Below are 13,510 nucleotides of genomic sequence, written 5' to 3'. Positions count from 1 at the left end.
CCACATGGGGATGATCGACGTTGCACGACGCCATCGCGGCACGGCGTCGATCATCCTCGCGGTTGCGGCGGCGGCGCTGGTCGCCGGGGTTTCTGTCGGCGCGCAGGCAGACGACGATTGGTGGTCGCCCGACAGCGGCAGGACTTTCCAGGCGTCCAAGGATTACGGCAATCCCGGCGGCATTCTTCGCGTCCTGCTGAAGGACGGGCCGATGGAGACCCGCGGCCATCCCTTCTTCAGTGCCGTCGGGCCGAGCGGCCGCGCCTGCGTCACCTGCCACCAGCCGGCGGACTCAATGTCGCTGTCGGCTAAGAGTGCGCAGGATCGCTGGGACCGAACCGCGGGCAAGGACCCGCTGTTCGCGGCCTATGATGGCTCGGACTGCCCGACCTTGCCGCAGGCGGAGCGCGCTTCGCACTCGCTGCTGCTCGATCACGGCCTGATCCGGATCCAGCGGCCGTGGCCGGCCCAGGACGTTGCGGGCAAGCCGATCAAGGCCGATTTCGACATCGAGGTCGTGCGGGATCCCACCACCTGCAATTCGGGCGGCTTCGGGCCGGACAAGGGCAAGATTTCGGTCTACCGGCGTCCGCGGCCGGTCGCGAACCTCAAATATCTGCTTGCGGTCGGTTTCGCCTACGATCCGAAGCAGGGCATGCCGTTGCCGCTCGATCCCGAGAGCGGGAAGCCGATGTCGGGCAATCTGATGGCGGACGGCCGCGCCGGGACGCTTAACGCCCAGATGCGCGATGCTTCGTCGACCCACCTTGCCTTGCTCAAGCATATGGACGCAGCCGACATGGCGCGCATCGTCGATTTCGAGAGCCGCGTGTTCGCCGCGCAGCAGATCGATGCCGCGGGAAGCCGTGTCGACACGGGCGGCGCCGAGGGCGGCCCGGCCAAGCTCGCGAATTCGGAAGCCGGCCAGCTTGGCAGCATCGGTCGGCCGGTATGGAGCGAGTTCGAGGCATGGGAGAAGCCCGCGCCCGGGCTCTCGCCCAAGCAGGCGGCGTTCCGCGCCTCGGTCGCGCGCGGCGCCAAGGTGTTCCGCGACAAGACCTTCCTGATCTCGGACAGCGCCGGCATCAATTCGCCGATCGGCTTCGGCAATCCCGTGCGCAACTCGTGCGTCTTCTGTCACAACATGACGCAGATGGGGAATGACGTCGCGCCGGGACAGGTGGATCTCGGCACGACCAACCAGCCCTTCGCCGATCCGATGCCGTGGCTGCCGCTGTTCCGCATCACCTGCAAGGGGCCGCCGCATCCGCATTATGGGCGTGTCATCTACACGAGCGATCCGGGCTATGCGTTGACGACGGGGCGGTGCGCCGACGTCGGCAAGATCACGCTCCAGTCGATGCGCGGGCTTTCGGCGCGCGCGCCATATTTTTCCAACGGCGTGGCAAAGGATCTTCGCGGCGTCGTCGACTTCTACGAGCGGCGCTACAAGATCGGCTATACCGAGCAGGAGAAACAGGACCTCGTCAATCTGATGAGCGTGCTGTGAGGGCCGCCGCCGCTCTTGTGCTGCTGGCTACCGGTGCCGGTGCCGCGACGCCCGATTCCACGGTGCGCTTCATCACCTGCCCAATCTATCGCGACGCGGATTCGGGCAAGAAATCGGGCTGCTGGCTGGCGGACGATCGCGCCACGGGGCTGCGCTACGACGTCAGCGTCTCGCCCTCAAAGCCCGACTGGAACCACGAGGTGCTGGTCGAGGGCAACGTCTCGTCCGGCGCGCGCGACGTGTGCGGTGGCGTCGTCCTAGATGCGGTGCGGACCTCGGTGCTGCCGGGGCCGTGCACGCGCCAGATGCTGCCTGCCGAGGGCTTTACGGGACGCAAGTTCGTGCTGCCGGTCCGCAACGTCCGTCCGGCAGCGGTGCCGCGCGACACGCCGCCCGGGCCCTATGCGGCGCGCAGCTTCCACCTGTTCTTCGATTTCGATGCCGCGTTCCTGATCTACCAATATGATGATTATCTGCTGGACGAGGCGATTACCTGGCTGCGCGCGGCCAAGCCGCGCGCGATTACCGTCACCGGCTATGCCGCGACGATCCCGACGAACGTTTCCGGCCGTATGATCGCAGAGGATCCGGCGATCGCGCGGGTCCGGGCGGAAAAAATCGGCGAGGCGCTCGCTCGGCTGGGCATCGATCGCCGCACGATCAAGGTTCGCTGGCGCGCCGCCGGTGGGCCTGTCGCCGTGGCGGAAGCGGATGATCTGCCCGACGCGTCGCGCCGGCGCGTCGATATATCGGCAGTCTTCTAGCTTGTGACACGCGGCGGAGCATCGCCGGTTGCCCGGATATTCCTCCTCGCCGCGATCATCGCGCTAGGATCGCTGGCGATTCACATGTTCGTACCCGCGATGCCGGCGGCGGCAGCGGCGCTGCATTCGGATCGTTCCGCGGTGCAGCTTGCGCTGACCTTCTACCTCATAAGCGTCGCTGTCGGGCAGCTCGTCATCGGTCCGCTGTCGGATCGGCTGGGGCGCAGACCCGTCCTCATCGGCGGCACGATCCTGTTCGTCGCCGGCTCCGTATTGTGCTGGGTGGCAGGGTCGATCGGGGCTTTGCTCGTTGGCCGGGTGATCCAGGCGCTCGGCGCATCCAGCGGGCTGGTTGCCGGGCGCGCCATGGTCGGAGACGAGGAGGGCGGTCGCGGTGCGCGCGACATGGCGTTGCTCACCGCGATCGTGATGCTGGCGCCTATGCTAGCGCCGGTGATCGGCAGCGTAATTGCCCAGACGCTGGGCTGGCGCGCGATCTTTGCGATACTCGCGGTGCTCGGCGCGGCATGCGGGTTGGCGATCTGGCTTTGGATCGCGGAAACGCACGCTGTCGACCCTGCGGACGGGTCGTCGCTTCTAGCGGCTTGGGGAAGGCTGGCACGCGACCCGGTTTATGTGCGCAATCTCCTCATCGGAACGGCCCTGAGCGGCGGGCTCTACGTGTTCCTCGCGGCGTCGCCTTTCCTACTCGTCGGATTCTATGCGGCCGATCCCGTTCGGCTCGGTGTCTATTACGGAATTGTCGCGCTTGGCGCGGGTGGCGGCGCGCTCACCGCAAGCGCTCTGGCAGCGCGTTGCCCGGCGCGGTCGATAATGACCGGCGGCACGGCGATTGCGGCGCTCGCTGCTGTAGCGTTGTTCGTCGCTGCGGCGGCGGAGCAGCACCGGATCGGCTGTTTTGTTGCACCGATGGTGGCTTATGCCTTTGGTGGCGGCCTCGTCACGCCAAACGCCATAACGTGTGCGCTGTCCGCCGTGCGCGGCCGGGCAGGAACGGCCGTCAGCATCTACGGCGCGCTGCAGATGGCGGGAAGCGCGCTCGCCACGCTCGGCGTGGCGCTGTTGCCCTGGCACAACCCGGTAGCGCCGGCTGCTGTCATCGCGGCGCTCGCGCTTCTCGGCGTCGCATTGCAGAGCGGCAATCGCGCAGCGCAGCCGTGACGCTATTTTAGCGAGATCCAAGAGCCCTGATCGTCGGCGATCAAAGGCGCGAGACCGGCCTCGATCGAAATCCGAATAATATAATCTTTGATCTCGGTGCGCTGATGCGGGCTAGGCCGGACGGGGCGCCCAGGCGGTTCGAACCATATCGGGACGAAGCCCGCTTCTATTCGACCGTTGGCGTGCCATAGCAGCTTTCCGATCATGCCGTTGGCCGCTTCGGGGTGAAAAGGTGCAAGCGCGTAAGCCGGGTCGGGCTCGAACCCGAACATGCTTTTGCGCCTTTCGACCCACTCCGCTCTCGCAGCGTGGCCTTGGCCGGGGCTCAGTGCATGAGTCACCACCACGCCGTTGCCCAGCCCGTGGAAGACCGGCTTGCCGTCGTGAAATTCGATGCCCCGCGCGATGTGCGCATGATGACCGACGACGACATCGGCGCCGGCCTCGATTGCGGCATCGGAAAGCGCGCGCTCGTAGGGCGCGATCGCGGCGGGGCGATGGGTGATGCCCTTATGGAGGGCGACGACGAGGAGATCGGCGCGAGGGCGCTCCGCGACGATGTCTGTGATCATGGAAGCGACCGAGGCGGGATCGGCTTCGACCAGGTCGGCCTGGGGGCGGGAGGGGCCGCCGTCGGCTGCGAGGACGTTTACATAAGCGGATCCTGCGCGGTCGGCGGCTGCCCAGGATAGCTCCGGGCCGACGCAATTGTAGCTGAGCAGGCTGACGGATCGGCCACTCACCTGTATCCGCGCCGGCGCTTTCGCGGAAACGATGTCGGCGCCGGCACCGTTATGCGCGATGCCGAGGCGGGCGAGTTCGGCGATCGTGTCGGCGATGCCCTCCGGTCCGCAGTCGGCGATGTGATTGCCGGCCATCGAAAGCATGCGGATGTTGGCGCGGGCGAGGGCGGCGAGATGATCGGGATCCGCGCCGGGGGCGGGGACGTCGCCTTGCAGTTCCTGGCCGCGGCGCGTGTGGGGCACCTCCAGATGGCCGATGACGAGATCGGCGGCGCGTGTGAGCGGGGCGATGCCGGCGAGCCAGTGATCCGGATCGGGAACGTCGAGAATCAGGTCGCCGAGCAGCAGGATCTCGATTGGGTCGCTCATCCGAGGACGCCGGCTGCTTCCAGCGCATCGATCTCCCGAGGCGAGCGGCCGAGCTCGGTGAGGATCGCGCGACCGTCTGCGCCGAGCGCGGGGACGGTGGGGCGGGTGTGAGAAGGTGCGGGGGCGAAGCCGTTGCCGAGGACGGTGATGGGGTCGTGGCGACCGGGGAGGGTGGCGGGTTGGAGGAGGCCCCGTTCGGTCATGTGAGGGTCCTCGGCGATCTCGCCGATGTCGCGGAGGCGGGCGGCGGGGATGCGGGCGGTGGTGAGGAGGGTCTCCAATTCGGCGGCGGTCTGGTGCGAGAGGCGTTCGGTGAGCCAGGCCTTGAGCTCGTCATAATGGGCGACGCGGGCGGGGTGGTCGTGGAAGCGGGGGTCTTCGATGAGGTCTGGGGCGCCTAGCGCGCGGAAGAGGGCTTCGACTTGGGGCTGGTGGTTGGCGCCGAGGGCGATCCAGCCCTCCCTGGTGGGATAATATTCGGCGGTGGCGACCAGGCGGAAACCACGATTGCCGGTGCCTTTCGGAACATTTCCCGTGTAGAAATAAGTGCTTAAGTTGACAGCATTGAGCTTCAGCGCCGCATCGAGCATCGCCACGTCTAGCACGGCGCCCTCGCCGGTCAGGTCGCGCTGGCGCAGCGCCGAGAGGATGGCGATGACGGCGAGATAGCCGCTGAAGCTGTCGATGATCGGCATGCCGATCTTGAGCGGGCCTTCGCTTGTCTGGTTCATCATCGCGATGCCGGACATGGCCTGGGCGATATGATCGTAGGCGCCCCAATCGCGGAACGGGCCGGACTGGCCGAAGCCGGTGATCGACGCGCAGATCAGCGCCGGCTTGATCTCGCGCAGCCTGTCGAAGCCGATGCCGAGCCGGTCGAGCGTGCCGGGACGGAAATTCTCGACGACGACATCGGAGCGCGCGGCGAGATCGAACAGGATCGCGCGGCCGGCCTCACTCTTGAGGTCGAGCGCGATCGAGCGCTTGCCGGCGTTGACGGCGGCGAAGGGGAGGCTGAGGCCGGGGAGCCCGGCATGCTCGGTATAATGGCGGAAGTCGTCGCCACCCTTGGGGGGCTCGATCTTGATGACTTCGGCGCCGAGCTGGGCGAGCATCTGGGTGCAGGTCGGGCCGGACAGTGCATGGGTCAGGTCGAGGATCGTGATGCCGGCGAGGGGGGTCATGCTGTGGCTCCCTTGGCGTCGTCGAACAGGCCGGCGGCGCGGAGCGCCTCGGCATCGCCGGAGAGGCCCAGTTCGGCGAGTATCGCGTCGGTGTCCGCGCCGGGATCGCCGGCGGCGACGGGCGCGACGGCGGGGGTGTCGAGCAGGTGGAACGGCAAAGCGAGCTGGGTCAGCGGTTCCGCGCCGGGGAGGGTCACGTCGACGACCATGCCGCGCGCGCGGTGGTGGGGGTGGGCGATCGCCTCGGCCATCGACAATACGGGCTGCGCCTGCGTGTCGGCGGTGGCGAGGAGGGCGACCCATTCGTCGCGGGGGCGGGTGGCGATCACGGCGGCGATCTCGCGCTGCATGTCGGGGTGGTGGGGCGTGTCCTGCTGGCGCGGGCCAAGATCGGGGCGGCCGATCGCCTCGCAGAAGCGCGCCCAATAACGCGGCTCCATGTCGGTGGTGCACAGATAGCCGCCATCGGCGCAGACCCAGACACCGCCCTTGGGGTGCCACTTGCCGAGTTCGGGCAGGGCATCGGCATCGTCGGTGCGGCCGAGATTGACGAGCAGGAGGGACATACTCGCATCGCTCATCGCGACATCGACATGCTGGCCGCGCCCGGTGCGGCTCTTGGCCTGCAAAGCGAGCAGCATCGCGATCGTCGTGTGCGCGCCGGTCAGCACGTCGGCGACCTGCAGACTTGGGAGGGTCGGCGTGGGGAGTCCATTGAGCCGCGAGAGCGTGCCGGCGAGCGCGAGCGCGGCGGGATCGTGCCCCGCGCGGTCGGCGAGGGGGCCGGTCTGGCCGGCGAACGAGACAGAGCAGTAGACGAGGCCGGGATTGATTGCCGCCATGGCCGCGTAGCCGAGGCCCATGCCGGCCATGATGCCGGGACGGTAATCCTCGATCAGCACGTCCGCGCGCGCGATCAGCGGGTGGAGGACGCGGTGCGCGTGAGCGTGGCCGGGATTGATCAGCAGGCTGCGCTTGTTGCGGACGTAGGACGGGCGCGCGCGGCGGCGGCGTTCGGCCTCCATGTCGGCACCCTTGCCGAACATCGCCGCCTGCTTGGCGAGTTCGCGCGGATGCTCGATGCGGACGACGTCGGCGCCCATGTCGGCGGCGACCCAACTGGCATAGGCGCCGGGCAGGAAACGCGAGAAATCGACGACGCGCAGGCCTTCCAGCGCGGTCATGCGGGCACCTCCAGCCCCTCGATGAAGGCGGTGACGCGGGCGTGGACCTGCGCCTGCTCGTCCGCGCTCGCGCTGAAATTGTCTGTGCCGAGTTCGAGCACCGGAACGCCGGCGTGGCGGAGCGCGCGAATTACGAACGGATCGGCATCGGCGAGCGCGACCGCGCCGTGGACGCCGTGCGTCTTCGCCTCGTGGACATGCCAAGGCCCGGCCCAGCCGGGCAGGCGCAGTTCGTCGCCCATCGTCAGGAAACGGGCGGCGAGCGCGCGCATCGGATCGCGCCCGCCCGAGGTGCTGCGGATATAGCCGTCGGCGGCGAGCGCGAGATACATCGACCAGACGAACACGGCGCCGTGGCTTTCCTCCCAGCGCTGGTAGAAGCCCATGTCGCTCCAGAGGCCCCGGCCGACGAACATCAGGCGGACACGCTCATTGGGCACCGCCGCGTCGCCGGCCGCGATCCGGTCGGCGACCTCGTCGTGGAAGGCCTTGGCCGCGTCGCGCGCCCATTCGGTGCCGCGGTGCCATTGCGGGACCATCGTCGCGGGCATGCTGTCGACGATGCCGATCGGCGCGGGGCGGGCGCGGGCGATCATGTCGCGGGTGCGGCGGTAATAGTCCTCCTGCTCGTTGACGAGCGTCATCACCGCCTCGAACCGCTCTGCCGAGAAGAGGCGGCCGGTGGCGCGCTCCAGCCTGCCGATCACGTCGCGCAGTTCGGTGACGAGCAGGTCGATCCGGGCGGGCTCCAGCACCTCGTCCCAGCGCTCGGGCAGGTCGTCCCACCAATCGGTGCCGATCGTGAGGCGGGGATCGACGGTGCGCTCGTAGAGATAGCAGCCGGCACCGGCGGCGTCGGCCCACTCCGCGAACAAAGCGGGGGTCGGATCGCTGGAGACAACCGCGTGGACGAAATCGGGCGTGGGGAGGCCGCCCCAGGGGGCGTTGTCGGGATCGATGTCGAACGTCGCGGCGAGCCCCTGTGCGCTATACGCCTCGACATCGGTCGGGAAGCCGCGCTCGCGCAGCAGGTCCAGATAGCGGCGCGACTGCTGCTTGGCGGCGACGATCGACGCCCACCATTGATTGACGACGAACGGGATATCCAGCGCGCGGAGGATTTCCTGCGGCGCGTTGGCATTGACCATCGCGAAGGGCTCGCCGGCGGCGACGCGCGCGCGGACCTCGCCGAACCATTCGCGCTGATAGGTACCGAAAGTGGCGACCGAGGCGAGCGACTTGCGGCTGCGAGCCTGGCGCTTGTCGGCGGGGACAGGGGCAGTTGATTTGGGTGGGCTAGGCTTGGCTGGGCGAGCAGGTTCATCGCCGCGCAGGCGGGCGTCGAGATCGGGCGTATCGAGCGCCTTGAGGCGGAGCGAGCGGACGGGAATGGCGGTGGGGGCGGCCTTGGTAAGCGCGGCGAGCTCCCACGGCGCGCGCTCGTCGCCTTCCAGCGCGAGATGGAGGATCTCGGAAGCGCCGATTGCGGTCGCTTGCTCAACTGCCATGCGTGCGGCTTCGGTGGGCATGCGCAGGACCGGCGGGACGCGGAGCAAGGGCGCGGCGAGCAATATCATAGAATCGGTGCTGGCGTGCGGCGTGTCGCGGGAGGGCCAGGCCTCGCCGACGATCAGGCGGCCGGTGGCTTCAATGCGGCGATAGAGGCCGGCGCTGTCGTGGGGGGTGCCCGTCACATAGACGCGGGTGGTGCTCCCGAGCGCCGGCAGGGCATCCGCGCCTGCGAGAATCGTGTGGAGGTGGGCGATATGCTCTTCCGGCGGGAGGATCGAGGCCGTGCCGACGATGGCGAGCATCTGTGCGCCGGTAAGGCGCGGTGCGGGGGCGGTGCGGAGCGCGTCGATCTTTGCGAGCAGGGCCGCTTGCTCGGCGGAACGCGCGATCTCGCCGGCGATGTCGCCGGGCGCGGCGGCGATGCCGGTCAGCCAGTCGGCGCATTCCGCCAGCCGGAGGCGGTTATAGTCGGCGGAAGAGGGGCGATCGAGGTGGAGCAGGTCGAGGAGGTAGACGTGCGCCGGGGCGGGTTCGCCCAACCGCCGCAGTTCGCGGATCGCGGCGTGGAGCGCCGGCTGTTCGGCGTCGGAATGGGTGATCAGGATCGGGATTTCGGCGAGGTCGGGATCGAGCAGGCGTTCGAGCAGCCGCCGGCCGCGCGCGCCCAGCGCTTGGCCCGCGATCGCATCGGCGCGTGGGGTGGTGCCGCTTTCGGGCGCGACGAGGCGGACGGGCACGGCGCCGGTCGCGCGGATCAGCTCCACCGGGGCGTCGCTGCCGAGGGTGCGGACGACCGTGTGCCCGGTCGCCGACAGCCGCGCGGCCACCTCGTCCGGCCGATCGAAGGCGGCGATCAGCGCGTCGATCGCGACCGACGCGCTCACATCACGCCCTTCGCCTGCAGCGCGGCGATGTCCGCGTCGCTGTAGCCGAGCAAGTCGCGGTAGATGTCCGCATTATGCTCGCCGATGCTGACCGGGAGGACGTCATCGAAGCCCGTCGTCGCGCCCGAGAAGCGGATCGGGATGCCGGCGGTGCGCAGGTCGACGGTGGAGGGATAAGACGGGTGCGCGATCGGCATCGTCTCCTCGCGCGCGACGACGCGGGCATCGAGCAGCGCTTCTTCCGGGTGGCGGACGGGGGCGGTGGGGACGCCCTCGGCCTCCAGCAAGCGGACGACCTCCGCGACGGGCAATGTCCGCGACCAGGCGTTGATCCGGTCTTCCAGCGCATGCGCATTGGCGACGCGCGCGTCGCGGCTGGCGAAGCGGGGTTCTTCGCCCAGCTCTGGCGCCCCCATCGCGCGGAACAGGCCCTGTGCCATCTTCTCGTGCACGGCGACGAGCGCGACATAGCCGTCCGCGCATTCGAACACGCCGAAGGGGGAGAGGCGGCGGACGGTGAGGCCGGTGCGGGCGCCCATGCCCGCCGCCGCCATTGCCGACCAATTCTCGATCGCGACGAACGAGGTGAGCGCGCCGAGCATCGAGACGTCGATATGCTGGCCGACACCGGTGCGGTGGCGTTGTTCGAGCGCCGAGAGGATGCCGATCACCGAGAAGACGGGCGCGAGCATGTCGGCGATCGGCACGCCGATGCGGACAGGCGGATCGTCATGATCGCCGCTGGCGAACATCGCGCCGGACAAGGCCTGGATGATCACGTCCATCGCCTTGCCGCCCTCGGGCGCGTCGGCGCCGAAGCCGGAGAGCGAGCAATAGATGATTGCCGGGTTGGCGGCTTTCGCGGCCTCGTAGCCGACGCCGAGGCGATCGGCGGTGCCGGCACTGAAATTCTCGACGACGATGTCGGCCGAGCGGACGAGATCGGCGAAGATGCCGGCCGCTTCGGGGGCTTTCAGATTGAGGCTTACGCCATGCTTGCCGCGCCCGCGAGTGAGGTGCGAGATCGAGACGTCGTCGTCATGCTTGCGCTCGACGACGATGCCGTCGCGTCCCACATACGGGCTGTTCTCGCGGGCGAGATCGCCGCCGCGCGGATCCTCGACCTTGATCACCTGCGCGCCGAGGCCGGCGAGCAAGAGGGTCGCGTAGGGGCCGGCAAGCGCGCGGGTGAGATCGATGACGCGGAGCCCTTCGAGTGGGCGGCCGAGCGTGGAGAGGTCCATTGTGTTTCCGGTCACAGAGAGGCGGCGGCGCAGCGCGCGGCCGAGGCGGGGTTGGCGACGAGGCGCTGGGCCTCGTCGAAGACGGGGACGGCCTCGATGTCGAGCGACTTGAGGCGGCGCGCCTGATCGAGCGCGAACTTGTTGTAGAGCGCGTCGAAGCGGACCTGCTGGGCGGGCGGCATCGGTGCGACCTGGATGCCCTTCTCCTGCCCGAAGGCAATGCCGGCAGCCTCGGCCTTCAGGAGCTCGGTCTCCAGCGCGGCTTCCCAGACGCGGCGCGAGGCCAGCAGGATGCGCTGGAGATCAGGGGGCAGGCGCCTGAACGTCTTTTCCGAGATGGCGCGCGCGGGATAGGCGCCGCGGCTGAAGCGGATCGACGAGAAGCTCTTGGCGACCTCGTTGAAGTGGAGGCTCTTGATCGTGTCGGCGGGCGCGACGACGCCGTCGATGATGCCCTTGGCGAGCGCCGAATAGACCTCGGCCATCGGCATGTTGACCGGATCGGTGCCGAGCGCCTGGAGGATCTCGTTATTCTCGGTCGGCGCGCGCAGGCGCAGGCCACGGAAATCCTCGAGGCTGCGGATCGGCTTGCCGCGGGTGAGCACGCCTGGGAAATTGCCGCCCTGCACGGCGAGGGTGACGAGCCCGTCCATCTCGCGGCCGATCTCGGGGAAGCGGGCCTGGAGGCAGTCGTAGATCTTCACCTGATCGTCGATCGTGCGCACGCCGCCGTAGAAGCCCGACTGGACGCGCAGCAGGTGGACGCTGCCGCGCGTGTAGATGGGCGTGATCAAGCCGATATCGGCGACGCCGTGACGGATCTCGGCCATGCTCATGTCGGACGAGAGGAGCGAACCCGCCCAATAGGGGCGGATGCGCAGGCGGCCGTGGCTCTTCTCCTCGACCCACTTCATCCAGGTGATGTCGGCGCGGCTGAACGGGTGGCTCGGCGGGTAGGGGGTCGCGTAGGTGAGCATGTGCTCGCCGGGCGGCGTGCGCTGGCAGGCGGCGAGTAGGGCGAACAGAACGAGGATCAGGATGCGCATCGCCTCAGCCCGCCGTCATGCCGGGGAGCCACAGGCTGAGCGCGGGGAAGGCGATCAGCAGGCCCAGATGGAGGAAATCGGCGACGAGGAAGGGCGCGACGCCCCGGAAGATCGTGCCGAGCGAGATGTCCTTGGCGATGCCCTGGATCACGTAGACGTTGAGCCCGAGCGGGGGGTGGACGAAGCCGATCTCCATCGTGCGGACGATGAAGATGCCGAACCACACGGGACTCATGTGCAGGCTGACGGCGATCGGCAGGAAGATCGGCGTCGTCAGCAGCATCAGCGCGAGCCCGTCGAGGAACGAGCCGAGCACGAGCAGGATCACGGCCATCGCGAGGATGGCGAGCGTGGGGCTGGCGTGGAGATCGGTCACGACCCTGGCGGCTTGGTCGGCGAGGCCGGTGACGCTGATGAAGGCGGCGAACAGGATCGCACCGATGACGACGACATAGATCATGCCGCTGGTGCGCAACGTCGAGCCGAGCGCCTCGCCGAAGCCGGCGAGCGTGAAGCCGCCGCGGAAGATCCACAGCAAGGTGGCGCAGATCACGCCGACGGAGGCGGCTTCGGTCGGCGTGAACCAGCCGATCATGAGCCCGCCGATCACGAACAGGATCAGGCACAGCACGTCGACGATGCGGCGGAAGGCGGCGCGGCGCTCGGGCCAGGTGGCGCGCGCGGCGGGCGGGCCGAATTCGGGGCGGAAGGCGCACAGGATCGCGATCGTCGCCATGTAGAAGAGCGCCTGGCTGATTCCGGGGATGATCGAGGCGGCGAAGAGCTTGCCGATCGATTGCTCGGCGATGATGCCGAACACGATCAGCGCGCCCGACGGCGGCACGAGCGAGCCGAGCGTGCCGCCCGCCGCCAGCGCGCCCGCGGCGAAGCCGGGCTTGTAGCCAGCGCGGCGCATTTCGGGGAGCGCGACCGAGCCGATCGTGGCGACGGTGGCGAGGCTGGACCCGCTGATCGCGCCGAAGCCCGCGCACCCGCCGATCGAGGCGAGCGCGAGCCCGCCGCGCTTGTGGCCGATGAAGCGCGCGGCGGCATCGAAGAAGTCGCGGCTCGCGCCCGCGGCGAAGCACAGGTGCGCCATGAGCAGGAAAAGCGGCAGCACGCCGAGCTCGTAGCGCGAGACGGTCTCGAACGAGATTACGCCGAGCTTGATGATCGCGGCCTCGGGCGAGATCATCAACGCGAGGCCGCCCAGGCCGACAAAGCCGAGCGCGGCGCCGATCGGCACGCCGAGCGTCAGCAAACCGAGCAGGCAGAAGATGCCGAGGAGGCCGATCAGACCGCTCATGCGCCGCGCCTCCGCCAGGGCTGGATCAGGAAGAGGACCGCAACGAGCGCGGCCGCGAGCGTCCAGATCAGGCGCAGCCAGCGGAACGGAATGTGAAGCAATTCGGTGCGTTCGTGCCCGCCCCAGCCTTCGACCATCAGCCAGCCGCTACCGATAGCCATGCACAGGAAGACGATCGCCGCGAGCGCGGCGGCGATATGGGCGAGGCGGCCGGCGGCGGCGGGCGACAGGCGATCGGTGAGGATGTGGACGGCGGCGTGGCTGCGCGCGAGCGTGGCGACGATGATCGCGCCCGACGCGGCGAGGACGACGGCGGACTGGACGATCTCGATCGATCCAAGGAAAGCGAAGCCCGTATGGCGACCGAGCACGGCGAGCGAATCGATAAGGGTGGCGATCAGCAGGCCGGCACCACCAACGAGGAACGCGGCCCGCGCCAGCGGCCCTTGGGGCGGCGGCGGTCGATCCGCGACGGGATTTGGCTTTCCCAAGGCTAGGTCCTCTCGGTGATGGCGTTTTTTATTTGTCGATAATAGTAGAGTTCTACAACCAATGGTCAAGCGAAGAGAATCGGAAGAAGCT

The 13,510-nt window shown here is 68.7% G+C and carries 11 protein-coding genes; 3 read left to right on the top strand and 8 right to left on the bottom strand.

Annotated features, from left to right (window positions below; genetic code table 11):
- Positions 1-10: 10 nt before the first annotated feature.
- The 3 genes from Q4F19_RS12745 to Q4F19_RS12735 are packed head-to-tail and all read left to right on the top strand — an operon-like array spanning position 11 to position 3,456.
- Complete coding sequence (locus tag Q4F19_RS12745) at positions 11-1,510, top strand: hypothetical protein (RefSeq protein ID WP_303543121.1); 1,500 nt, start codon at positions 11-13, stop codon at positions 1,508-1,510.
- Positions 1,507-2,274, top strand: coding sequence for an OmpA family protein (locus Q4F19_RS12740; RefSeq protein WP_303543120.1), 768 nt, complete (start codon positions 1,507-1,509; stop codon positions 2,272-2,274). The genes Q4F19_RS12745 and Q4F19_RS12740 overlap by 4 nt, the downstream gene beginning before the upstream one ends.
- A gap of 3 nt (positions 2,275-2,277) precedes the next feature.
- On the top strand, positions 2,278-3,456 hold the full coding sequence (locus tag Q4F19_RS12735; protein ID WP_303543118.1) for a multidrug effflux MFS transporter: 1,179 nt from the start codon (positions 2,278-2,280) through the stop codon (positions 3,454-3,456).
- Positions 3,457-3,458: 2 nt separating this feature from the next.
- Here the strand turns inward: Q4F19_RS12735 and Q4F19_RS12730 are convergent, their stop codons facing one another.
- Genes Q4F19_RS12730 through Q4F19_RS12695 form a run of 8 tightly spaced genes read right to left on the bottom strand, consistent with a single transcriptional unit; the run spans position 3,459 to position 13,419 of the window.
- Complete coding sequence (locus tag Q4F19_RS12730; protein WP_303543117.1) at positions 3,459-4,568, bottom strand: CapA family protein; 1,110 nt, start codon at positions 4,566-4,568, stop codon at positions 3,459-3,461.
- On the bottom strand, positions 4,565-5,752 hold the full coding sequence (locus Q4F19_RS12725; RefSeq protein WP_303543116.1) for a CaiB/BaiF CoA transferase family protein: 1,188 nt from the start codon (positions 5,750-5,752) through the stop codon (positions 4,565-4,567). The genes Q4F19_RS12730 and Q4F19_RS12725 overlap by 4 nt, the downstream gene beginning before the upstream one ends.
- Positions 5,749-6,936, bottom strand: coding sequence for a CaiB/BaiF CoA transferase family protein (locus Q4F19_RS12720; protein ID WP_303543114.1), 1,188 nt, complete (start codon positions 6,934-6,936; stop codon positions 5,749-5,751). The genes Q4F19_RS12725 and Q4F19_RS12720 overlap by 4 nt, the downstream gene beginning before the upstream one ends.
- Entirely contained in the window at positions 6,933-9,332 is a 2,400-nt protein-coding gene (locus tag Q4F19_RS12715) for a 2-hydroxyacyl-CoA dehydratase (protein WP_303543112.1), read from the bottom strand. The genes Q4F19_RS12720 and Q4F19_RS12715 overlap by 4 nt, the downstream gene beginning before the upstream one ends.
- On the bottom strand, positions 9,329-10,576 hold the full coding sequence (locus Q4F19_RS12710) for a CaiB/BaiF CoA transferase family protein (protein WP_303543111.1): 1,248 nt from the start codon (positions 10,574-10,576) through the stop codon (positions 9,329-9,331). The genes Q4F19_RS12715 and Q4F19_RS12710 overlap by 4 nt, the downstream gene beginning before the upstream one ends.
- An 11-nt stretch (positions 10,577-10,587) precedes the next feature.
- On the bottom strand, positions 10,588-11,622 hold the full coding sequence (gene dctP / locus Q4F19_RS12705) for a TRAP transporter substrate-binding protein DctP (protein ID WP_303543109.1): 1,035 nt from the start codon (positions 11,620-11,622) through the stop codon (positions 10,588-10,590).
- A 4-nt stretch (positions 11,623-11,626) separates the two neighbouring features.
- Positions 11,627-12,928: a TRAP transporter large permease gene (locus Q4F19_RS12700; RefSeq protein ID WP_303543107.1), complete on the bottom strand. Its 1,302-nt coding sequence runs from the start codon at positions 12,926-12,928 to the stop codon at positions 11,627-11,629.
- The gene (locus Q4F19_RS12695) at positions 12,925-13,419 is read right to left on the bottom strand and encodes a TRAP transporter small permease (RefSeq protein ID WP_303543106.1); all 495 of its coding nucleotides are present in this window, start codon (positions 13,417-13,419) and stop codon (positions 12,925-12,927) included. Before Q4F19_RS12695 ends, Q4F19_RS12700 begins: the two co-directional genes overlap by 4 nt.
- Positions 13,420-13,510: the final 91 nt, after the last annotated feature.

Origin of the sequence: Sphingomonas natans (genome assembly GCF_030546695.1) — a bacterium.
Lineage (GTDB): Bacteria > Pseudomonadota > Alphaproteobacteria > Sphingomonadales > Sphingomonadaceae > Sphingomonas_I > Sphingomonas_I natans.
Note: the sequence above shows the minus strand (reverse complement) of the source record. Positions and strands in the feature narration are given on the sequence as shown.